The sequence below is a fragment of the Psychrobacter sp. Ps3 genome (assembly GCF_022129275.1).
Classification (GTDB): domain Bacteria; phylum Pseudomonadota; class Gammaproteobacteria; order Pseudomonadales; family Moraxellaceae; genus Psychrobacter; species Psychrobacter submarinus.
On record NZ_JADQAL010000009.1, the window covers coordinates 43,355 to 67,289 of the forward strand.

General features: G+C 45.7%; 18 protein-coding genes and 2 pseudogenes. 14 read left to right on the forward strand and 6 right to left on the reverse strand.

Going from position 1 to position 23,935, the window contains the following annotated elements; all coding sequences use genetic code 11:
- The first annotated feature begins 464 nt into the window (after positions 1–464).
- The 3 genes from I3248_RS04635 to ggt all read left to right on the forward strand — a co-directional run bounded on the left by I3248_RS04635 (position 465) and on the right by ggt (position 6,321).
- Positions 465–3,110, forward strand: coding sequence for an alpha/beta fold hydrolase (locus I3248_RS04635; protein ID WP_238062709.1), 2,646 nt, complete (start codon positions 465–467; stop codon positions 3,108–3,110).
- A 6-nt stretch (positions 3,111–3,116) separates the two neighbouring features.
- A complete protein-coding gene (locus I3248_RS04640; RefSeq protein ID WP_238062710.1) occupies positions 3,117–4,307 on the forward strand; it encodes a patatin-like phospholipase family protein in 1,191 nt (396 codons plus the stop codon).
- A gap of 112 nt (positions 4,308–4,419) precedes the next feature.
- Positions 4,420–6,321, forward strand: coding sequence for a gamma-glutamyltransferase (gene ggt / locus I3248_RS04645; RefSeq protein ID WP_346268419.1), 1,902 nt, complete (start codon positions 4,420–4,422; stop codon positions 6,319–6,321).
- A 1-nt stretch (position 6,322) separates the two neighbouring features.
- On the opposite strand, the gene I3248_RS04650 is transcribed toward ggt, so the two are convergent.
- Positions 6,323–7,129, reverse strand: a complete 807-nt coding sequence (locus I3248_RS04650) for an AraC family transcriptional regulator (protein WP_238062712.1) — start codon at positions 7,127–7,129, stop codon at positions 6,323–6,325.
- Between the two features lie 364 nt (positions 7,130–7,493).
- On the opposite strand from I3248_RS04650, the gene I3248_RS04655 reads away from it, so the two are divergent.
- The 10 genes from I3248_RS04655 to cysE all read left to right on the forward strand — a co-directional run bounded on the left by I3248_RS04655 (position 7,494) and on the right by cysE (position 20,960).
- Positions 7,494–8,480 carry a proline racemase family protein gene (locus tag I3248_RS04655; RefSeq protein WP_238062713.1) on the forward strand — a complete coding sequence of 329 codons (987 nt, stop codon included), beginning with the start codon at positions 7,494–7,496 and terminating at the stop codon, positions 8,478–8,480.
- A 117-nt stretch (positions 8,481–8,597) separates the two neighbouring features.
- Positions 8,598–9,845, forward strand: a complete 1,248-nt coding sequence (locus I3248_RS04660; RefSeq protein ID WP_238062714.1) for an FAD-dependent oxidoreductase — start codon at positions 8,598–8,600, stop codon at positions 9,843–9,845.
- A 91-nt stretch (positions 9,846–9,936) separates the two neighbouring features.
- Positions 9,937–10,803 carry a 4-hydroxy-tetrahydrodipicolinate synthase gene (gene dapA, locus I3248_RS04665; protein WP_238062715.1) on the forward strand — a complete coding sequence of 289 codons (867 nt, stop codon included), beginning with the start codon at positions 9,937–9,939 and terminating at the stop codon, positions 10,801–10,803.
- A 99-nt stretch (positions 10,804–10,902) separates the two neighbouring features.
- Complete coding sequence (locus I3248_RS04670; protein WP_238062716.1) at positions 10,903–12,384, forward strand: aldehyde dehydrogenase; 1,482 nt, start codon at positions 10,903–10,905, stop codon at positions 12,382–12,384.
- Positions 12,385–12,487: 103 nt separating this feature from the next.
- Positions 12,488–13,936, forward strand: a complete 1,449-nt coding sequence (locus I3248_RS04675) for an alanine/glycine:cation symporter family protein (protein ID WP_238062717.1) — start codon at positions 12,488–12,490, stop codon at positions 13,934–13,936.
- A 273-nt stretch (positions 13,937–14,209) separates the two neighbouring features.
- Complete coding sequence (dnaE, locus tag I3248_RS04680; protein ID WP_238062718.1) at positions 14,210–17,896, forward strand: DNA polymerase III subunit alpha; 3,687 nt, start codon at positions 14,210–14,212, stop codon at positions 17,894–17,896.
- An 83-nt stretch (positions 17,897–17,979) separates the two neighbouring features.
- On the forward strand, positions 17,980–18,378 hold the full coding sequence (locus tag I3248_RS04685; protein WP_238062719.1) for an Hpt domain-containing protein: 399 nt from the start codon (positions 17,980–17,982) through the stop codon (positions 18,376–18,378).
- Positions 18,379–18,380: 2 nt separating this feature from the next.
- Positions 18,381–19,274 carry a TrmJ/YjtD family RNA methyltransferase gene (locus tag I3248_RS04690; RefSeq protein ID WP_238062720.1) on the forward strand — a complete coding sequence of 298 codons (894 nt, stop codon included), beginning with the start codon at positions 18,381–18,383 and terminating at the stop codon, positions 19,272–19,274.
- A gap of 66 nt (positions 19,275–19,340) precedes the next feature.
- The gene (locus I3248_RS04695) at positions 19,341–19,784 is read left to right on the forward strand and encodes a YtoQ family protein (RefSeq protein WP_238062721.1); all 444 of its coding nucleotides are present in this window, start codon (positions 19,341–19,343) and stop codon (positions 19,782–19,784) included.
- A 240-nt stretch (positions 19,785–20,024) separates the two neighbouring features.
- Positions 20,025–20,960, forward strand: coding sequence for a serine O-acetyltransferase (gene cysE / locus I3248_RS04700; protein WP_201557239.1), 936 nt, complete (start codon positions 20,025–20,027; stop codon positions 20,958–20,960).
- A gap of 135 nt (positions 20,961–21,095) precedes the next feature.
- Here cysE and I3248_RS04705 read toward each other — a convergent pair.
- Both I3248_RS04705 and I3248_RS04710 read right to left on the reverse strand, forming a co-directional pair.
- Positions 21,096–21,203, reverse strand: a pseudogene (locus I3248_RS04705) (DUF924 family protein); the annotation flags it as partial.
- A 93-nt stretch (positions 21,204–21,296) separates the two neighbouring features.
- A pseudogene (locus I3248_RS04710) lies at positions 21,297–21,428 on the reverse strand (DUF924 domain-containing protein); the annotation flags it as partial.
- Positions 21,429–21,495: 67 nt separating this feature from the next.
- Here I3248_RS04710 and I3248_RS04715 point away from each other — a divergent pair.
- Positions 21,496–21,639, forward strand: coding sequence for an SDR family oxidoreductase (locus I3248_RS04715; protein WP_238062723.1), 144 nt, complete (start codon positions 21,496–21,498; stop codon positions 21,637–21,639).
- A gap of 31 nt (positions 21,640–21,670) precedes the next feature.
- Here I3248_RS04715 and I3248_RS04720 read toward each other — a convergent pair whose 3' ends face one another.
- From I3248_RS04720 to rarD, 3 genes are all read right to left on the reverse strand, one after another.
- Positions 21,671–22,210: a 2-amino-4-hydroxy-6-hydroxymethyldihydropteridine diphosphokinase gene (locus I3248_RS04720; RefSeq protein WP_238062724.1), complete on the reverse strand. Its 540-nt coding sequence runs from the start codon at positions 22,208–22,210 to the stop codon at positions 21,671–21,673.
- A gap of 3 nt (positions 22,211–22,213) precedes the next feature.
- Positions 22,214–22,594 (reverse strand): dihydroneopterin aldolase, encoded by a 381-nt coding sequence (folB, locus tag I3248_RS04725; RefSeq protein ID WP_201602878.1) that lies wholly within the window; start codon positions 22,592–22,594, stop codon positions 22,214–22,216.
- Positions 22,595–22,708: 114 nt separating this feature from the next.
- A complete protein-coding gene (gene rarD / locus I3248_RS04730; RefSeq protein ID WP_238062725.1) occupies positions 22,709–23,641 on the reverse strand; it encodes an EamA family transporter RarD in 933 nt (310 codons plus the stop codon).
- Between the last annotated feature and the right edge of the window lie 294 nt (positions 23,642–23,935).

A 23,935-nucleotide genomic window follows, 5' to 3' on the forward strand; every position in this document is an offset into this window, starting at 1 on the left:
AAAGTGAATATGGTGATTTCTTGTGATGAATAACTGACATAAAAATCCCTTTTTTTGTTTTAAGTTATCTAGTGCTATACAGGGTTGCTACCATTTGCTTCGGTTAATTTAGCTCCATTGTAGTTGCTTGATACAAGAAACGTTACGATTGAGCAACATATCAACAAGTTTAAGGGATATCACGCAAAAAAGGAGATATTTATTCAAAAAAACATTAGGGACACGCCCTAATTCTGTTCATACAAAAATTGGCTAAATCATCCCTAGAACTAATGTTTGATTTTATTTATCTTAAAGCTTTATGGTTGTGGTAGGATTTGTTAGTACTTTTACATCTGCGCTTATTGGTCAGTTGTCATTTTATCACTCGTATCTGAACCTTATTGACTATGTCTATATATCAGCTAAAGACTCAATTTCAAAATCAGTTGCGGCCTATCAGTGATGCCTTGGTAAGTTTTGGCGTGAGTGCCAATCAAGTCACTGTTAGCGCTATTGTGCTTAGTGCTGGTAGCGCTTATGTTATAGCCAATATAGCGCCGCAAGCGAATAATAACACCCTAACGAACAACCCTACTGAGCGAAATGCGCGTATCTGGCTCATATTACCTGTAGCGCTCTTTGTGCGTATGGCATTAAACGCCATCGATGGCATGATGGCAAAGGAGCACCAGCAAGCCTCAAATCTAGGAGCGGTGCTCAATGAAGGTGGTGATATAGTCTCAGACTATTTATTAATAGCGAGTTTGTCCCCGCATATACCTACCACTACTGGCAACAAGCTATATTTTAGTCCTAAGGCTTTACAGCTTCCACAGGATCTGTCTTCCGCCAAACTCTCCAATCACACTCATCTAAAGCTCATTAATAGCTTAAGTATGCTAACGGAAGTGGTGGCTATTAGCGCCAGTCTAACCACTGGTGAACGCGCCAATCATGGGCCATTGGGTAAAAGCGATCGAGCCTTTGAGTTAGGCGCTATTGGGTTTTTTATGGCCTTTGCTCAGCCTTGCGTTAATTGTATGGCTCATCGTCAGCCTCGTATTGGTTATATAAAGCCTTTATTTTTGCTCAATCAGCTATTACTCATCAAGACCTCGCTTAATCGCCTCGCTTTTATCGCAAAGTTTTACTTCAACCACTATCATCCGCCGCCAATAGCCAAGTCTGTCGAGGCCTCTTCCACCATTCGCTCACAAGGACGCGCTAATATGCTAACCGAACCTACTCATAAAGCTGAAAAAAACTCTGTCAAAGCATCAGCCAATACCGCTAATATATCGGCTCGTATTATCACTGAGCACAGCTGCTTTAATGCTTACGATGGTACGGCGCTCTATTATCGCTATTGGTTAACCATGCCATTAGCGCAATTGGCTAATCTATCTAAGCAACAGCAGTCCGAGCAAAAGCAAGTCATCCTCTTGCACCGAGGTCATGAGCATTCGGGACGTTTAACAGAGTTAGCAGAGCGCTTTGTCCAAGCCGGTTATCAAGTGTTTGCTTGGGATGCACGCGGTAATGGGCGCTCAGGCGGTATCAAAGACCACGCCGATAGCGTTACAGAGCTTGAGCGCGACCTCAATGACTTTGTGACCTTAGTCACTCAGCAAACAGGTATTGGCTTAGAAGATACTGTGATCGTGGCCAGTAGTATAGGAGCGGTATTAGCCGCGGCTTGGGTGCATGATTATGCGCCAAATATTCGCGGTATGATCCTTGGCACGCCGGCGCTCAGCATCCGTCTATATATTCCCTTTGCGATTCCGGCTCTTAAAGTCGCGCGTAAATTTGGTTTGATGTCCAGAGTATCGAGCTATGTCAAAGCGCAAGTCCTGACCCATGATAAAGACGCGCAAGCCGCTTATAATGCAGACCCACTGATTTCAGGATCAATATCAAGTGACTTGCTTATTGACACTCATGCAACCGGTCAACGTCTGCTTGATGATGCTGGCGCTATTACCGCGCCAACTTTTATACTATGCGCGGGCAAAGACTATGTGGTCGACAAGCAAGCTGAACGTCAGTTTTATGAGCAATTAAGCTCGCCTAATAAGCGCTGGCAGCTATACCCAGATAGCTTTCATGCGATATTTCATGAGACTAATAAGGCTGATATCTTCGCTGATTGTATCGACTTTGCCGATAGCTTATTCGCGAACAGCACTGATAAAGTGGATTTAACCGGCGCTCACCTCAATAGCGCCAGTAAAGATAAAGTCGATCGCCTTGCCCTTAAACCCTTTAACCCAAGCTTTGCTATGACCCGCTTTGCTATGCAAAAATTTGGCCATGTCAGCGATGCTATCGCTACCGGCCTAGAGCATGGTTTTGACTCTGGCAGCTCGCTTGACAAAGTCTATGCCAACGCGCCAAAAGGTAGCAATGCTTTTGGCAAAGCGGTCGATAAGTTTTATCTGAGCAATATCGGTTGGCAAGGGATTCGGATACGCCGTCAGCATTTGTTAGAGCTTGGACGAAAGGCACTGGATCAGCGTATGCAAATCCTTACTATAAACAGCGAAACCGAAAATAATGAGTCAACGTTAAGTATTCTCGATATTGCTAGTGGTAATGGCTATTACGTTTTTGATTTATTAGCAGAGTATGAGCAACTACAAGCTGAGATGCGCGATTATGACGCGCACAATGTGCAAGTGATCACAAATAAGGGAGTCAAATTAGGCTTAGATAATCGGGTCAATGCGGTGCAAAAAGACGCTTTTGATGATGCCAGCTATAAAGATAATCAAGGCAATAATTTACCAAATGTCAAAAATAGTGCCGCAAACGCCTTCGATGTAGCAATCGCTTCAGGGGTGTTCGAATTATTCTCCGACAATACCTTGGTCAGTACTGCGCTCGCAGGTATAAATGACAGCTTAGCGCCTAACGGTTATTTGCTTTATACCAATCAGCCATGGCATCCTGAACAAGAGTTTATCAGCAAAACCTTAAACAATCATCGCGGCAGTAGCTGGGTGATGCGCTGCCGCTCGCAAGCAGAGATGGATCAGCTTGTCACGCAGGCAGGGTTTAAAAAGATTGATATGCGCATCGATCGCTTTGGTATTTTTACCGTATCTTTGGCGATAAAAGTGGACTAGTCTCCAATGAATAACGATAGCTTACTTGAGTCCAAACCTTATCAACGCGTGCAGCTATTCTCGGGTGGTGGCTACCGTTTTGGCTACTATCTAGGCAGTTACGCTGCTTTGTGTGAGTACGGCCTAAAGCCTGATTTGATACTAGCCACTTGCGGCGGGAGTCTAGCCAGTCTTTTAGTCAATATCGCCCCAGACCCAGAAGATCTAAAACTATTAATTGAGAGTAAGGCGCTCTATAACGTCGTAAAATCCAGTCAGCATCGCCAAGATTTTACGCTAAGCGCAAAACAACGAAAACCTAGCTATTTTTATCAAGGGCTAAAACGCTTAGGACTATCAACAAGCGCTTCTAGGACTTTAAAATTACATCAGCGCGAAACTTATGACGAGCTGTTGGCCGAATTACATAATTTTGCCATGTTTGAGATTGCCGACGAGACGACTTGGCTAGATGAATTGATCCAGCTACAACCAAGCCTTGACATGAATACTTCTCCTGATACTGCGATTATTGCTAGCCGTCTTGTGCCCACAGAAGACTCGCTAAAACAAATGCATCAAGCAAAAAACCTGCAGCTGGCTGCCAAATTACAAGAAGTGTTATTCACCCCAGCTCACCTGCGCGCTTGTATCGATAAGCAAACTTTAGCTTGCCCTACTCATCGCTATGCTCCTATGCGTATTATGCAAGCGCTTCATCTTGTTACGGACTGGGATATTGCGCAAGCGGTCAGAGCATCGATGGCAGATATGTACTATCTGCAGCCGACGTTTATCGAAGGGCTGGGTTGGAGCTTAGGCGGCGTTATAGATTTGACACCTATCGAGTTGGCAGCTCAGTTTGGCAGTAGCGTATTTGCTGAAACCAAAGCGGGCTATGATAGAGTACTGGCGGCACCTGCGATTCAGCGTATTTTTGGCTTTGATCCTAATGAAAGATTAGCTGAGGTTTTGTCCTTTAAGGCCGATAAGAATAGTACTAACGATATTGAGCAAAATAAGATTCATTGGTTGCCCTTCGCTGATAATGGCAAAGCCCTAGCCGGTCAACATGCACGTAAACGACTTAATGTACGGCAAGGACGAATTGATCTCATTCATGCTGATTACGACGACTTTGTACAGCAAATGCAAGCGCAGTGGCACTATGGCCATCAGCGTACGCTTAAATATTTACAGGCGAATGACTTGGCTTAGTTATTTTTATCTCCTATAGAGCGCGTCCTCATTTTGAGAGGATATAAACTCTATCGTTAACTAAAATACCTGCTCGCTAGTCTCTACTCTAACTCGTTAAAAGGACGTTACGATGATACCTTCAAAAATCAATTTTAATAGGGCTACTTTACTTCTGAGTAGTACCCTTTTGCTAGCAATATCTGCTCACAGCGCGGAAAACCGCCCAGTAGTGACGAATAACACTGCTATCAATACTAGCGCTATCAACTTAGCGGCTATGACTGAGAACCCAACCCTCATCTCTGAAACTCAGCGCGTAACTGTAGCTAAGTCAAATGCGGCACCCAACGCTTTGTCCTCTCCTGCTACCGCTAAAGCCGAACAAGCTATCTATTCAGGCGCGGCTATTCAGCATCCGTTATGGGCCAAAAACGGCATGGTCGCAAGCCAAGAAGCACTGGCCTCAGATATAGGGCTACAAATTCTAAAAGACGGCGGCAATGCTGTTGATGCAGCGGTCGCGGTAGGTTTTGCTTTGGCCGTGACCCTGCCGCGAGCCGGTAATATTGGCGGCGGCGGTTTTATGATGATTTATGATGCCAAGCAAGATAAGACCATTGCCCTTGATTATCGCGAAAAAGCGCCTAGTCGTGCGACGCGCGATATGTATTTGGATGCTAATGGCGATGCGATCAGTAATTTGTCGCGTTATCACGGCTTAGCGGTTGGCGTGCCAGGTACCGTTGCCGGACTACTTAAAGCGCTTGAGGATCACGGCACTATGACGCGCCAGCAAGTGATGGCACCTGCTATAGCGCTGGCAGCTGATGGTATTGACGTCACCGCAGGCTTGTCTGAATCTTTGGAGGCTTTAAAAGAGCGGCTACAAAAGTGGCCAAGTACCAAAAAGATATTCTTCAAACCTGATGGCAGTACCTATCAGCCTGGTGAGCGTTTGCGTCAGCCAGAGCTTGCGCACTCGCTACAGCTTATTGCGGATAAAGGCGCAGATGGTTTTTATCAAGGGGAAACAGCGCTTAAATTAGTGAAAGCGGTAAACGAGGCTGGCGGCGCTATGAGCTTGCAGGACTTAGCGGATTATGAGGCCATTGCCCGCGAGCCTGTGACCGGCAACTACCGCGGCTATGAGATTGTCTCTATGCCGCCGCCGTCCTCTGGTGGCATTCATATCGTGCAAATCCTAAATATCTTAGAAGGCTATCCGCTCAAGGACTATGGGCAAAATAGCGCGCAAACGATACATTTAATGAGCGAGGCGATGCAGTTGGCTTATGCCGATCGAGCGGAGTATCTAGGCGATTCTGACTTTGTCGATGTGCCGACTAGCGGACTGACCGCCCGTCCTTACGCCAACAAACTACGCAGCCTAATCGATCCTAATAAGGCCACGCCAGCGGCTAGTATCAAAGCCAATAACCCACTGCCCTATGAGAGCGATCAAACCACGCATTTTTCTATCGTTGATCAAGCCGGTAACGCAGTAGCCAATACCTATACGCTCAATTTCTCTTATGGCACCGGCCTTGTCGCCGAAGGTACAGGTATACTGCTCAACAATGAGATGGATGATTTCTCTGCTAAGCCTGGCACCCCAAACGCCTATGGACTTATCGGCGGCGCGGCAAACGCCGTTGAAGCGGGCAAACGTCCTTTATCTTCTATGAGCCCGACCTTAGTATTTAAAGACAGTAAGCCCTATATCGTCACTGGTAGCCCCGGTGGTAGCCGTATCATCACTACCGTTACCCAAATCATCTCAAACGTTATCGACCACGATATGAATATCGCTGAGGCCACGCACGCGCCGCGTATCCATGATCAGTGGCTGCCTGATGAGATTCGTGTTGAGAAAGCTCTCAATATCGATACGGTAAAAAAGCTAGAATCTATGGGGCATAAAGTCAGCCCCAAAGACACTATGGGCTCGACTCAGTCTATTATGCTGACACCTACTGGGATTTATGGTGCTTCTGATCCGCGTATTGTCGATGCAGCAGTGGTTGGGTATTAAGTTAACTTTTTGGTGTCAAATACGCGTGGCGGAACTGAGTAGGCGATATGCCTGTGAACTGCTTGAACTGGCGGCTAAAAGCGCTGTGATCACTATAGCCGCAGTTCAACGATACCTGAGTCACTGACATTTCAGGATTAGCCAATAACTTCACCGCATACTCCAAGCGTAGCTTTTGTACAAACTGCAGCGGCGACATACTGAGCACTGCCTTAAACGTTCGCTCTAGCTGCGACACGCTCAAATTAGCCAGTTCCGCTAGCTGAGCCACATTAATTTTTTGATCGAGGTTAGCTCGTACAAACTGAGCAACTTCTGCCAAGCGAGCGTGTTTACGTAAAACGCGCTCATTATCTTCATCAATATCGACTGATATCCCAACCATCGCCACCACTTGTTGACTCTTATTATAAATAGGCAGCTTATTGGTAATACACCACCCTAATTGACCAGACGCATAACTGTGCAGCTCTAAGTTGTCGACAATCGACTTTCCCTCGCGCAATACCTTCATATCTTGCACCATATAGTCTTTGCCCTGATGATGTGAAAACACCTCTTCTGTGGTAAATCCCACGATATCTTCGTGCTGCCTCAACTGACAACGTTTTAACAGCGTTCTGTTTGCCAGCTGATAACGCGCCTGCTCATCTTTTACAAAAAAGACAATCTTGGTGAAATTGTCAATCAAAGGCAGCAATAGCGATATATTCCCAACAAATTCATCCATACTTTCTGGATAATAAGACGTAATACTCTCTTGTAGTGACATCACAAGTTCAGTGTTTTCATTTACTTCATCAAGCATAGCGCTTCCTTGTTCTATCAAGCTGAATACACATATTAAACGTTAAAAAACTCTATATGCAATTACTCTCATATTCTATGACACAGAGCTTATATAACAGCATCCACTGACTATATTTATGAAAAAAGTCATGTCTTATTTACTCCAAAAATATATTACAACCTTACTAGTGTACACTGAGCCACTATGCAGAAATGCGCATTTATCCATGAAAAAACAGCAAGACGCTTTATCCAAAAACATCCATTCTATATGTAGACCTTAGCAATTGCGGATTAATTGATGACTGCAAGCTATGCTTGCATTAGCTCTATTGCACAACAATGGAATGTAACTTTCTCAAGGATGAATTAGGGTGCCCGTCATGTCTTCTACATTATTTAACTTTAAAATTATCGACTCACATACTGGCGGTGAGCCTACTCGTATGGTCTATGACGGCTTTCCTGAACTGGTCGGTGAGACCATGCAAGAAAAACTGCATTACTTCAAACAAAACTTTGACCATCTGCGCCAAAGTATCATTCTAGAGCCACGCGGCAATGATGTCCTTGTCGGTGCACTACTTCTTCCTGCAACTGATCCTAAAGCCACAGCGGGCGTTATCTTTTTCAACAATGCTGGTTATTTAGGTATGTGCGGGCACGGCACGATTGGTGTCGTCGCATCGCTGGCTTATCAACAAAAAATCACGACTGGCACACATTGGTTTGAGACCCCGGTGGGTTTAATCAAAACAACCTTGCATGATGATGGCAGCTGTAGCATCCAAAACGTCCCTTCTTATCGTTATAAAAAACAAGTTGAGGTTCAAGTTCCTGAATTAGACCTTATCCGTGGCGATATCGCTTGGGGTGGCAACTGGTTCTTTTTAGTCAGTGAGCATGGACAAGACATTCAAGCAAATAATGTCGAAAAACTGACTCAAGTAACCATGCAAATTAAGCAAGCATTAATCACTGCTAACATCTCTGGCGAAAACGGCGGTGAGATTGACCATATCGAGCTGTTTGCCGATAGCAATGATGCTCAAGCAGATAGTAAAAACTTCGTCCTATGCCCAGGTGCGGCGTACGACCGCTCACCTTGCGGTACCGGCACCAGTGCCAAACTGGCCTGCCTTGCTGCTGACGACCTCTTAGCGCCTAGTCAAATCTGGCGCCAACAAAGTATTGTTGGCAGCGTATTTACCGGCAGCTACCAATATGCCACTGATCTTAACAATACAGAGTCTACAGCCTACCCTGAGCACACGATTAACCCAACTATCTGTGGTCATGCCCATGTCTGCGCCGAGACCACACTGATTGTACAAGAAGACGACCCATTCAAATGGGGCATTTCTTGCTAAACACTTGTTATGTAATTATTAAGCAATTGCTAAAAAAACTATTAAGCATATGCGAAACCACAGATAGCAATAAATTGGTCAGCCAATGTTTATGCATGAGTATTATCGAGAGATCTTATGAGCACCTCACACTTCGACATTCATATTATTGGTAGCGGCATTATCGGTCTTGCGACTGCGGTGACGTTACAAGCGCGAGGCATCAAGGTCGCATTACTCGACGCCAATAAAGTCGGTCAAGGCGCATCATTAGGTAACGCCGGTCATATCGCTGCCGAGCAGGTTTTTCCGATTGCCGATGCAAGTATGCTTCGCCATATCCCAGCCATGCTCTTTAACCCAACAGGGCCATTACGTATAGACTGGCGCTATCTACCGCGCTTAATGCCTTGGGCAATGCAATTGCTCATGAACATGCGCCCTGAGCCATTTGAGCGCATTCATCAGGCATTAATGGCCCTTAATCAGAGCAGCATTCAAACTTGGCAGGATTTTGCTAATCAGTGGAAACTAAACGATTGGGTACATATTGAAGGCTCATTATTAACGGTTGAAAAACCGGTTAGCGTGTCGTTATTAACCGCACATGGCAACCGTCTTAACGAGATTGGTGTGGCAAATGAGTTACTCAGTCAAAAAGAGCTGTTGGCGCGTGAGCCTGCCTTACAAGATAACCAGTTGGCGGCGTTATTCTTTCCAAATACCGGTCACATCACCAATCTAAAATCCGTCATGAAACAGCTTCACAGTACCTTTAGACAATTAGGGGGTCATACGATTGAACATTGCCGTGTACTGGATGCAGCCGTGCATCCAGACGGTATTCGTCTAACCACCAGTCAAGGCGATATGACAGCATCTAAGGTCATGCTATCTGCCGGTGCTCATTCAAAAACATTGGCGAGGAAACTCACTGGTGTGACGGTACCGTTAGATACCGAGCGTGGCTATCATCTAATGCTACCGCATGAGCCGCAGCGTTTGCAGATACCCGTATCCAGTATGGATCGGCGCTTTATTATGACACCGATGCAAGAGGGCTTGCGTTTGGCTGGCACTGTGGAGTATGCAGGACTTGACGCGCCAGCAAATATGAGGCGAGCTCACATGTTATTGCAACAAGCGCAGCCCATGCTAAAAGCACCATTAAATGCAGCAGACAGTGTGCCTTGGATGGGTTTTCGACCTTCAACAGCGGATTCACTACCCATCATAGATAGGATTGACAAGGTGTTTTTAAACTTCGGGCATCAACATTTGGGCCTAACGCAAGCTGTCGTCAGCGCACGAATGGTCGCGGAGCTATATTTTGATGAGCCCCCTGTGATAGATCCAAAACCATATCGACTTAACCGTTTCAAATAAGCAGTTTATGACTGCCGTGTAGCAAGCAAAAAACCAACCGATTCAATATTGAATCACCATTATTTAAATCACTACTAACAAGGAAAGACTTATGAATATTAATGGAATCTTAGTCCCAATCGTTACCCCATTTGACCATAACGGTAACGTTGATGCGCAAAAACTAACGGCACTGGTCGAAGCCTTTATCGATAAAGGCGTTGCTGGTATCGTCGCTTGCGGCACTACTGGTGAATACTACACGTTTTCAGATGCTGAGCGTGAGTTGGTATTGACCACTATTGCTGAAGCTGCAAAAAATAAAGTGACCCTTATCGCTGGTATTAACAGCTTATCAACCGATCATTCTATTGAGCTTGCCGCACAAGCAAAAACCTTAGGTTATGACGGGCTTATGCTGTCTGCCACCCCTTATAGCTTACCTGAGCAAGATGGCATCATCGCCCACTTTGAAAAAGTAGCCGATGCCAGCGAGCTGCCAATCATCATGTACAACTTTCCGGACCGTGTCGGCGTTGCCATTGAATTTGACACGATTGCTCATCTAGCCAAGCACCCTAACATCGTCGGCGTAAAAGAAAGTAGCGGCGACTTTAGCCACGCGTTACGTATGCTACAAGCTGGTTTTGATGACTTTGAAGTGGTTTGTGGCTGTGATGATCAACCCGTTGACTTCTTCTTTTGGGGTGCAAAAAGCTGGATCGCAGGCGCAGCAAACGTCTTTCCAGCCGAACAAGTCGCTCTGTTTGAGGCCACCCAGCAAGGCGACTGGGATAAAGCCAAGCAAATCATGAGTGAGATTTATCCTGCCATTCATTCTATGGAGTCTGGCAACTACAACCAAAAGGCCAAAGCGGGATGCTTAAACGGCACTATGGATGTTGGCTCAGTTCGCGTACCACTCACGGACATGCCAGCAGATGAGAAATCAGAGTTTTTAGCATTGCTGTCTAAATAGCACTCAGCTTAGTAAAAGAACTGTTAAGGATAACCAATGCTAAATTTGAAGCCGTAGTTAAACTGACGGCATCAAATTTAGCAGACAAGGATTAGAAAAATGAGCACTAAAGAACAAGTATTCGAGCAAGCAAAACAACAAAAACTATGGGCGGGTCACTTAATCGCCGCCGAAAATCTATCAACAGAGACCTTAGACAATTACACGCCTATTGATAACAGCGTCATCGGTCAAATCGCCTCAGGTAACGCCGATGATGTTGACATTACCGTCAAGGTCGCACGCGATAGCTTTGAGAATGGTGAATGGCGACGTCTAGCATCAGCTGAGCGTAAAGCCATCATGCAGCGCTGGTGTGCGCTCATGCACGAACATAGCGAGGAACTTGCAGCATTAGATTGTGTGGATGCGGGCAAACCCATTACCGAATGCCTAAATACCGATATCCCAGCGACCATTGAGACTTTTGAATGGTACGCCGAGGCCGCTGATAAGGTTTTCGGTAAAGTCGCTCCAACTGGCAGCGCCGCTTTAGCTCTCATCGTACAAGAGCCTATTGGCGTCGTCGGTGCGGTGTTACCTTGGAACTTTCCAGCCCAAATGTACGCTTGGAAAGTCGCCCCTGCTCTCATCTCAGGCAACTCCGTCATTGTCAAACCCGCTGAGCTGACCTCCCTATCCGCCTACCGCTTAACCGAACTCGCCTACGAAGCTGGCGTGCCAAAAGAAGCCTTACAGCTGGTCTGTGGTCTTGGGGAAAAAGTCGGTGCAGCACTCGGTCAGCATATGGATGTGGATATGGTGTCATTCACTGGCTCAACAGAAGTCGGACGTCTGTTCTTACAATACGCGGCACAAAGCAACTTAAAGGAAATCGTCTTAGAGTGCGGCGGCAAGAGCCCGCAAGTTGTCTTTGATGACGCTGTACTTGATGACGCCTCAATCAACGACATCTTGTCTGCTGCATTTTGGAACATGAGTGAAAACTGTAGCTGCGGATCACGTTTGATCGTACATAGCAGCCAAAAAGCCGCTTTACTTGAAAAACTTAAAGAAGGTCTAAAAGACTGGAAAGTTGGCTCACCTTATGATCCAAGCACTGCCATTGGCCCAATGATCGAAAAAGCACATTTCGACAAGGTGAGTCATTATCTACAAACCACCAAAGATGAAGGCGCAACGCTTGTGGCAGGAGGCAACATCCATTCAGAATTGGGCAGCGGTTGGTATGTCGAGCCTACTATTTTTGACAATGTCAGTCCCGACATGACTTTGTTTAATGAAGAGGTATTTGGTCCCATCCTTGCCGTCACTAGCTTCGAGACTGAAGAAGAAGCCATTAGTCTTGCCAATCAGTCTAGCTATGGTTTGGCGGCGTCATTTTATACTCAAAACATCAAGCGCGCGTATCGAGTCGCTTCAGCCATCAAAGCGGGCACTGTCTCTATCAATGGCTTTTCAGAAGGCGATATCACAACGCCATTTGGCGGCTATAAACAGTCAGGATTCGGCGGACGTGATAACGGTCTAGAAGCGTTGGAACAATACACACAGACTAAGACTATTTGGGTGGTCAATTAGTAGAGCTTCACAACACGTACGGTCATATTAACGCGCTTAATGTGACTGTATTTCATATCAAAACAATTGAATTCTTTAGTCAAACTTACAAGGAAGTAAGCTCATGGAAGCAATTATTAACACCATAGTCGGCTATATCTGGAGTGATGCGTTAGTTTATTTGGCACTCGGTGTCGGTATTTATTTTACGATTATGACCCGCGGTGTACAGTTCCGCTATTTTAAAGAGATGATCAAGTTATTATTTGACAAGCAAACTTCAAATAGAGGTATTAGCTCATTCCAAGCCTTTTGTATGGCGTTGTCGGGTCGTATTGGTGTTGGTAACATTGCTGGGGTTGCCACGGCCATCGCAGCTGGCGGACCTGGAGCCGTATTTTGGATGATTGTGATGGGGCTGCTGGGCGGTGCAAGTGCCTTTATTGAATCCACCCTTGCGCAGGTATACAAAGACGATGTGGATGGTCAGTACCGTGGTGGTTCGCCATTTTATATTGAGCGCGGCCTTAAGATGAAGCCTTTTGCCATTGTCGTTGCTGCCGTCACTTGCCTGTCTTATGGCGTATTGGTTCCTGGCGTTCAAGCCAATACCATCGCTGACTCCTTTCAGACCGCTTTTAATATCCCCTCTTCGGTGACTGGTATAATCATTGTGGCGCTATTGGCCATTATTATATTTGGTGGCGTAAAACGTATTGCCAGCTTTGCTGGTACTGTTGTACCTTTTATGGCGATTGGTTATATTTTAATGATGGTCATCGTCTTAGCCTTTAATGCATCCAACATACCTGCCATGTTTGCCCTTATCTTCAAGAGCGCCTTTGGAATGGACGCTGTCTTTGGCGGCATCGTTGGTACTGCTATTTCTTGGGGCGTACGCCGCGCGGTATTCTCCAACGTCGCCGGTGCTGGCGAGGCGACTTTTAGCTCCGCTGCTGCTGAAGTATCACACCCTGCCAAGCAAGGTTTGGTGCAGGGCTTTTCGATTTATATTGACACCGTTCTCGTCTGTACTGCGACCGCACTGATGATCTTATCTACAGGTATGTACAATGTCATTCCGGCAGAGGGCATGACGTTGGTTGAAAACATGCCAGGTGTGGACGCTGGTACCGCATTTACACAAGCGGCGGTATCAACCGTATTTAGCCAGTATGGCAGTGGCTTTGTGGCCCTTGCTATCTTCCTATTTGCTTTTACCTGCTTGATAGCTTATTACTACATTGCTGAAACTACTCTTGTCTATTTAGATAGCAAGCTGCGTTATCCTGTATTAAAGCCAATACTAAAAATTGTATTTTTGATCATCTGCTTTGCTGGTAGTGTGCAATCAATCGGCATGATGTGGGCACTTGGTGATATTGGCTTCGGTAGTATGTGTTACTTAAACTTCATTGCTATCCTACTGCTTAGCAAAACCGCATTAAAAGTTCTAAAAGACTACGATGAACAGAAAAAGTTAGGACTTGATCCAATGTTTGATCCTAGAAAAGTAGGTATCGAAAACGCAGATTTCTGGATAGAGTATAGTGATAAGTACGGTAAGCGTTAAGTATTGGTAAAAAACCTCGTTTTACTTCCTCTCAAAGCCTTTTATATCAGTGTAATATAGAAGGCTTTTTTCATATCCGTACGTGCCAGCAAAGACAGGCTATTTCGTATGGCACCCACCGAAGCTATAGCTGTCAACAGCAAATAATGCTATGATGTCCTGCTCAATTGAGCATTTGCGACAAAGGCTTTTACGGCCTAAACTTCCCATGTAAACCACGCAAAATCCGCTAATAAAACCTATTGTTATTGACCGCACCAATAAGAGTCCTCTATGGCATTTGTACACCTTGGCATTCACAGCGAATACTCCATCACTGATTCTATCGTGCGCATAAAGCCGCTTATTAAAGCGGCGGCAGCTGACAATCAGCGTGCGCTGGCGTTGACCGACCTCTCCAATCTGTACGCGACGGTGAAGTTTTATCGCGCTTGTCTTGGCGCTGGCATCAAGCCCATCATCGGCAGCGAAGTTATCATGGATGATGAAGACACTAGACTGACGCTGCTGGCCATGGACAACGAAGGCTATCAAAACATCACCCGTATTGTCTCGCTTGGCTTTACCGAAGGTCGCGCTGACCCTGACAATCATGGCACCCCTGTCATCAAGCGCCGTCATATCTTAGAGCACGCAGCGGGCGTTATTGTCTTGTTTGGCGAAAAATCAGACGTCGGACAGGCGCTAGTCAGCTCTATGCCAGAAAATGCCGACGTGCTGATCACAGAATGGCAGGCGTATTTTGCTGATCGCTTGTACTTTGCGATCAAGCGCACCAACCGCTCAGGCGAAGACGCTTTTATCAAAGCGGCTATCCACGCTGGTGCCAATCATCAACTGCCCATTATCGCCCACAATGATGTGCGGTTTTTGGAGCAAGAGGACTTCGATGCTCACGAAGCCCGCGTTTGTATTGCAGGCTCGTACGTACTGGCTGACCCTAACCGTCCGCGCTTGTATTCAGATGAGCAGTATCTAAAAACTCAAGACCAAATGGCGCAATTGTTTGCCGATATTCCGCAGGTGGTCGACAATACCATCCGCCTAGCCACTCGCTGTAATGTGACACTGACGCTAGGCATCAACGTGCTGCCTGATTTTCCTGTGCCTGAGGGCGAGACCATAGAGTCGTTTTTTCGAGCCGAATCGCAGCGCGGTCTTGAGCACCGACTGGACAAGCTGTTTCCTGTGGCTGAGCGCGACGAGAGCTGGAGCGACTTTCGTAAGCAGTACGATGAGCGTTTAGAGTATGAGCTAGAGATTATCTTATCGATGGGCTTTCCTGGTTACTTCTTAATCGTTATGGACTTTATCCGCTGGGCAAAAGCCAACGGCGTGCCTGTCGGTCCAGGGCGTGGCTCTGGCGCTGGCTCCTTAGTGGCCTATGCACTGAACATTACTGACCTTGATCCCATCCATTATGACTTGCTCTTTGAGCGTTTTTTGAACCCCGAACGGGTATCGATGCCCGATTTCGATATTGACTTTTGTATCGAAGGTCGCGACCGCGTCATTGATTACGTGGCGCAAACTTATGGTCGTGAGGCAGTCTCGCAAATCATCACCTTCGGTACTATGGCGGCTAAAGCGGTGGTGCGTGACGTGGCACGAGTACAAAGCAAGTCGTACTTTTTGGCCAATAAAATGTCCAAGCTCATTCCTAAAACGCCTGGCATCACTCTCAGCCAAGCGCTAGAGCAAGAGCCGCAGCTCAAAGACTTAATCTCCAATCCTGATAACATGGATTATGAAGATGCCATCGAGATCTGGGAGATGGCAGTTAAGCTTGAAGGCGTGTGCCGTAACGTCGGTAAGCATGCCGGCGGCGTACTGATCGCGCCGCATAGGATCACTGATTTTAGCGCGATTTATTGTGATGACGAAGGTCACCGTGTTAGTCAGTTTGACAAAGACGATGTCGAAGATGTCGGACTAGTGAAGTTTGACTTTTTGGGACTACGTAACTTAACTGTCATCGATGCGGCAGTGAAAAACATTAATGAGCGCCGCGCTCGTGAAGGTAAAGAGGCTTTAGTATTAGAAGATTTGCCACTAGATGACAGCAAAGCCTATAAACTACTTCAAGATGCCAAAACCACCGCCGTGTTTCAGTTAGAGAGCATGGGTATGAAAAAGTACCTAGCCAAGCTGCAACCGACGAACATCGAAGATGTCATCGCGATGTGCGCCCTCTACCGTCCCGGCCCTCTCGATGCCGGCATGGTAGAGATGTACATTGACCGCAAACACGGTCGCGAAGAAGTCATCTACGATCATCCCAATCTTGAACCGATACTGCAAAACACCAACGGCGTTATTGTCTATCAAGAGCAAGTCATGCAGATCTCGCAGGTCATGGCCGGTTACAGTCTCGGCGGCGCGGATATGCTGCGCCGAGCTATGGGTAAAAAGAAACCCGAAGAGATGGCCAAACAGCGCGATATCTTTGTCACTGGTGCCACCGATCAAGGTATCGATGAGGTCACCTCAGGCGGTGTATTTGATTTGATGGAGAAGTTCGCCGGTTATGGTTTTAACCGCTCGCATTCTGCTGCTTATGGGGTGCTCGCTTATCAGACCGCTTATCTTAAGCAGTACTACCCTGCCGAATTTATGGCTGCGGTACTGACATCCGATATGAACAACACCGACAACGTGGTGTTCTTTATCAATGACTGCCGTGAAAACTTTGGATTGACTGTAGACAATCCATCGGTAAACCGCAGTGAATGGCACTTTGTCGCTGATACCCCGACCAATATTATCTACGGCCTAGGCGCAATCAAAGGCGTCGGAGAAGGCGCGGTTGAATCTATTGTCGAAGCGCGTCGCCTTGATGGACCTTTTACCGACTTATACGACTTTTGTCGCCGTGTCGATATTAAAAAGGTCAATAAACGCACACTTGAAGCTTTGGTCAGTGCCGGCTGCTTTGATGACTTTGCTGCTACGCTACGGCCTGACTTGCCAAGCGATACCGCTTATGAGATACGCGGGGCATTGATGAGTCAATTGCCAAGCGCGGTGCAAGCCGCTGAGCAAGACCGCAAAAATGGTGAGCTTGGCATGATGGATCTGTTCGGTGAGATGGACAGCGTGGTTGCTGCGCCGCCGCTGAAAATGACGCCCGAGCTAATTTGGGGCGATAAGCACCGCCTAAAAGCTGAGAAGAATACTTTAGGCCTGTATCTCACCGGTCACCCGATTAATGAGTATTTAGATGAGCTCAAACGCTATACTTCAGGGACGCGGCTCAACAAACTCACTGACACCGGCTATAACGGTAGCTGTTATTTCGCGGGTCTGATTATCGATATTGCCAACTTTGGTAATCGAAATGTCATTACCTTAGATGATGGCACCTCACGGCTTGAGGTCAGCTGCTATGCTGAGCGTTTTAATCGCGTCAAAGAGCAGTTAAAAGTCGATGAGGTGGTCATCATTAAAGGCAGTATCCGTGAGCGTGATGGACGCCTATTTGCTCGCCTTGATAATGCGTTGACGATGGTCGATGCGCGTCTACGCTGGCTTAAAAAGATCAGTATCAAAGTGCACCATGAAGATCTTAATCTGCTTGCTCGCTTGCAGCCTTTATTAAAATCAGCACAAGCTGACATCATTCCAGCGCCAAGACTATCCCACTATGGCGAGGATGATGAGCTAGAGGGCGGCGCTCAAGACTATTACGATAGCGCTATGGGTGCAAGCTTATATGACGAGGACGGCAATGACCTTATGGCCTTAGATACAAATGCTGCTAATACTGCTGAAGATAATTTTACTTCTAATGATGGCGTCATAAATGACAACTGTACGCCGCTTGGCCTCAGCGTCTACGCCGATTATGGCATCGCCAATGTCGGCTTATCAGAGCATTGGCGCGTCTATCCTAATGATGATAATCTACAACAGTTGAAAACAATGATCAGTGATGACAACCTACATTTTCATTACAACTAAAACCTGTACCACTGATGGCAGTATAAGTCGTTAGTAAACTTAACTTAGTTCACTTTTTCTTACCCTTATTGGACCTTTTTATCATGATGGATGCTGAGTACAAAAACATTAACACGATTGGCGATAGCTACCACGATAGCGCTCACGCCATCATTGATGATGCCCAGTTCGAAGAGATGCGCGACTTACTAGAAGAAGACTTTGCCGATTTAGTACAGACCTTTATCGACGATAGTAAACAGCGAATTGTACTGATGCAAGCGGCGCAAACCAATAACGATAATGCCAATGGCTTTGAATTTGCTCACGCCTTAAAGGGGGCTAGTGCTACTTTAGGCGCTACGCAAGTAGTAGCGCTCAGCGAGCAGCTAGAGAGCGCTTGTCGTAGGCAGCAGATAAGCCACCAAAGTGAGCTAATTACGCGCCTGTCAGCTGCACTTTTGGACGTCGAACAAGAGATCAACCAACGTTTAGGGTTATAGATATGACGTCCAACTCTTCTGCACCCAGCGCCCTGAAAGTTAGCGATTATTTATCCTGCCTGCAAGTTGTGATGGTCAATACCACCCTACCTGCCAATATCGGTTCAGCAGCGCGAGCTATGCATACTATGGGTTTGTCTCATCTGACGGTCGTCGACCCTAAGCTGCCGATAGATGAGACTAGTGTCTCGCACGCAGCGGGTGGTAGTGAGATATTAGCAGCTGCTAAAATTGCACCGACTCTAGAAGAAGCAATTGGTGATTGTCAGCTAGTGTTCGCCGCCAGTAGTCGTAGTCGTCATCTGCCGCGCCCCGTGGTGACTCCGACGCAGGCGGCTAAGATTATGTTGGACTTTATAGATACGCAGACTGATATTAGCGATCAGTCCGAACTCTCAGCATCGAGCCGCCCTAAGATTGCTATCCTCTTTGGCCGTGAAGACCGAGGCCTCACCAATGACGAGCTGGCCTTTGCCGACTATCATATCCAAATCGATGCCAACCCTGATTATCCAGTGCTCAATGTCGCCTCAGCCGTGCAAGTCATCGCAAGCTTTATTTTCGCGTATGCGCAAACTCATAAAGCGGGTGCGAATCCTGAGCTCATTGATGAGAGCAAAACAACCACTAGTAGTCATGACGAGAACCAAGCTGCTTCACCCCTAGTCAACACTTATATCCGTCAGCAATGGGATGAGCCCGCTATTACTCAGCAACAACTGCAAAATCTCACGCAGCGCAGCACTGAGCTGATGGTAGCGCTCAATCTTGCTAATAGCGAGCACCTAAGATCCCTGCCAGCACGCTTATCACGGCTAGGCTCACGTCTTCAGCTTGATCAAAAGGAGTATCAGCTGCTAAGCGCTTTAATAGCTAAACTATCCAAGGATTGCTAAACTCATAAATACCTAACGCTGTTATATCTTAAAGCGCCGTGCACTAAAAACTAAAAGGAGTTCATTATGAATTGGACAGTATACTTATCAGGCGAGATCCACACAGACTGGCGCGAGCAAATCATGCAAGGCGCAAAAAATCATGGCCTTAATATTAAGTTCACCTCAGCTGTGACTGACCACGACGCTAGCGATGCTGCGGGTGATCTATTGGGTGAGAACGACAAACAGTTTTGGCGCGATCATCAGTCATCTAAGGTCAACTCCATCCGCACTAAGACCTTAATCCAGAACTGTGATATTGCCATTATTCGTTTTGGTGATAAATACAAGCAGTGGAACGCAGCCTTTGATGCCGGCTTCTGCGCCGCCTTAGGTAAGCCCTACATCACTCTACATAATGACGATATTATTCATCCGTTAAAAGAAGTCGACGCGGCCGCTATGGCATGGGCGCAAACCCCTGAACAAATCGTCGAGATTCTTAAATATATTACTAGTAATACTTAAGCAGTCGCCATTTAAAATAAAACTAAGCAGAATGTTACGATGAGCTGTATGGCTAGGTTGTGCGCCTGTCAGCATAACGACACTATACATTCTGCTTTTAGTAAATAAATCTACATTATATATGAATCTGTTATTATTTATGGCTTATAGCTATATTTTGTCAAGCAAAGCTGCTATAACTAAAATGATAAACAAGCAGTTTCATTCAGTATGTCATCAAAGAATATGATAGGACGCGTTATGCCATCGCCATCTACCCTACTTAAATCGCTCAAGACGTTCAAAAAAGATCTTAAAGAAGACATTGATGCGGTCTTTAAGCGTGACCCTGCCGCCCGCAATAGCTTAGAAGTTATTCTGACTTATCCCGGTATTCATGCCTTGATACTACACCGCGGTGCCCACTACTTATGGAATCATGAGCAAAAGCTCGCTGCGCGCGTGATCTCTTACGGCTCACGTATCGTGACCGGTATTGAGATACATCCTGCCGCGCGGATTGGGAAACGTTTTTTTATCGATCATGGCGTCGGCGTGGTGATTGGCGAGACCGCTGAGATTGGCGATGACGTCACCTTATATCACGGTGTCACTTTAGGCGGCGTCTCACAAAATAATGGTAAACGTCATCCTACGCTAGAAGATGGCGTCACCGTTGGTGCGGGCGCAAAAGTTTTAGGCCCATTCGCGGTCGGCAAAAATGCCAAAATTGGCTCGAATGCGGTAGTGGTCAAGCCGGTACCTGCTAACGCCACTATGGTCGGTAGTGCCGCGCGTATGATCTCTGAGTACCACGATGAAAAAGGCAACCCTATCGTTGCAAAAATCAATGACTCTAAGCAACAAGAAAAAGCGGCCAAAGGCACTATCACTGATAAGGATGAGCCTAAGAAAACCGAACAAGCCGGAGACGATAAGCCTTCTACAACATCAGCACGTGATACAACTTTCCAAGCTTATGGTATCGATCCTTATTCACAAGACCCTGTTGCTGAAGCTTTTGCCAAAATGCTTGAGCATATTCAGCAGTCTGAAACGCGCTTAGACCAGATGCAGCAAGCTATGTGCAAGCTCGATCCTGAGTTTTGTCAAAAACAGTACGATAAGCTGTGTTTAGAAGATATCGATGTCATTGACCAAAGTGATCTGGATCAAGCGGATACAGCTGAAAAATAGTCATCGATATAATTAGCAAAGTGAGGCGTGATGTCTAAACCACTTCTCACTTTTATTCACTCTTGAAATAATATTGCATTTTATATCGTGCATAAAGAATGACTCCTTTATAGAACACTACCTGTATTTAAACCTTTAAAATGATGAATTCGGTTGTGTTAAAAACTCTAGCTCTTCAGCGCTAGACACTCGTCCTAAAACCTCATTTCGATGCGGATAGCGGCCAAAACGATCTATAGTCAATCAATATTAAAAGTGGTACAAGGCAGACGAGTGCAAGTACTACAGTAGTAGGCTAAACGAGTCTAACGCTGTAACACTTTAATAGTGGTTCGACTATATAATGACTTTGTGTTTTATCTCAGCGTGCACGGTCTCTGGATTCGTATACGTCTTAAATAACGGTAACGCTTGTTCATGAATCACCTTAGATTCGCTATGCATATAAGGCATCAATAAAAATTTACGCGCCGCTACCGTTGTTAGTTGCTACAAATCATTAACCGCTACTGCCTATTGCGCTAACACTAATGCCATGCTATCTGCCAAAACTATTCCGATGAGACGCGTGGCAGAGGCTGAAGAAGTCAGCGGTATGGTGCTGTTTTTGGCATCCGATGACTCAAGCTATTCTACCGGTTCTGAGTTTGTCGCTGATGGTGGCTTGACCGCGCAGTAGTAGATTAAAAAGTGTATTTAAAAGAGCTAGATTATTCTTCTAGCTCTTTTTTGAGCGCTTTTATCCCAGTCATTTCATGGTCTGCAAAAGGAAAGCGCTCTTTTATGATAATCCATTTATTCTTACTACTGCTTAGGCTATTTTGTTGATCTTCTAGCTTAACCATCAAAATATCGATATCCATACTCACTTTGGTAACTGCTACTTGCTGACCGGAGCCTTGTGACTTCTGTGCACGCGCCCTACCACACTCGTCTTCTAAGTTTTTACAAAACGTCTGTAGCTGCCCTAAAGTCATATCTGTGTTCAAAGCTAAATAAACGCCTTGATTGATATAATCAGGTTTTGGCTGCTCTTTGCTAGCGGTAATATCAGGATTTTTAATTGCACAAGATAGCTCAATTTCGCCAAGCTTAGCTAGAGTGGTCCGAACATTCGCCAAGTGATGATTTGCTTGATAGTTACTGCCTAAAGCTAACCATACTGCACTCACTGGCAGTGCTTGCAGTTTACCAAAACTCATCTTTGGTAAATGCTCTAGCGGCAAACCCACTAAATTATTATTGCTCATTGTTTACACGTTGCCATTTTTTGCAAAACGCGTGATTTGTACCCCTACTGCGTTTGCTTCTTTAATAGCTGTCGGCTTAGCGACGCTTAGGGTCAATTTTTGGCAGTTATATTTGGCTAATAGTTTCTCGGCAAGTTGTTCGGCTAGATGTTCAAGCAGTTTGGCTTTGAGCTCTTTGCACCACTCTGCCACATCATCACAGACGTCTTTATAGCTCAAAGCATCTTTGACGTCATCTGATAGCGCCGCCTTGCTGATATCGGTTTCAAGCGTAATATCTATCATGATTGGCTGTGTGATTGCGCGCTCCCAGTCGAAGACGCCAATGACTGCCTCAACGCTCAAGCCTTTGACAAATACGACATCTGCTTCGTTAGGTAACATGTGCTTATCCTTAAAGTTCTCTGCTAATAGTCATATGAATGCATTAAGATTATAAATTTTATCATCCAGCGCCATAAAACCACGTCCTTCTAGGGCGTGGAGGAAGTCAAAGGGTTAGTGTTTGGCTTTTAGCATTTTACTTGGACGATGTCGCCATAAATCGATGCTAAATAATAATAAGCCGAACCATATCAAGCCAAATACAGCTAAGCGATGCAGATCAAACGGTTCTTTATAGTAAAACACCGCTAAGAAAAAGATAAAGGTCGGCGTCAAGTAATTCATAAAGCTTAGAATACTATAAGCGACGAGCTTAGTGGACTTATTAAACAGCAGTAAGGGTATCAAGGTAATCGGCCCTGCCAGCATCAATAGCCAGATATTGGAGGTGAACCAAAAGCTGATCTGACTACTGACGACATCCGCCTGCCAAAACCACCATACGCATATCGGTACGAGCATCGCAGTTTCGATAAACATTGCATCAACGGCAGTTAGCGGGGTTTGCCGCTGAATAGTGCCATAAGTGCTAAAACTAAAAGCCAATATCAATGATATCCAAGGCAGGCTCCCTAGCATAACGACTTGAATGAGCACCGACACCAAAGCAAAGCCAATCGCTACCCACTGCAACGGCCGCATACGCTCTTTAAATAAGATCATCGATAGCGCCACGCCGACCAAAGGCCCGATAAAATACCCTAAACTGGCTTCTAGTATCTGATCGTGATTCACCGCCCAGACGTAAGTGAGCCAATTAGTTGCGATAATCAAACCAGATAAAAAAGTTAGCGCTAACCATTTTGGGTTTTTTTTAAGGGTGTTAATCCATTGCCAACGTTTGGTTACGACTAAAACCACTAATAAGCATAAAAATGTCCAAACAATACGATGACCGATGATCTCGGTCGCGTCATATGCGCTTAGTTGCTTAAAGTACAGCGGAAACGTGCCCCAAATGGAGAACGCTATCAGCGCCGTAATAATGCCGCGTCTTGTGGTTTGCACTACGGCTACTGGTTTTTTTAGCACATTTTGGGTAGTCATACATCAGACAACTTATTTAGGCAAAGCGCATTTTATGCTCTTTTATACCTCCTGCATTTGCTTATAGGCAGGTCAGTAAAAGGAGAAAGATGCGTTTGTGAGATAAAGAGTTTTATTATTTGGACTTTATTATTTTGGTTTTATTATTTAGATTTTATTACTTACATTTTATTACTGAGCGCTTATGACTTAAATAGAAAAGCAATGCGTCAACGTCATAAGGACATCAACACATTGCTACTTACCAATTACTTATATCATTAAACTTTTTTTAATCGCACTTTAACTGATCAA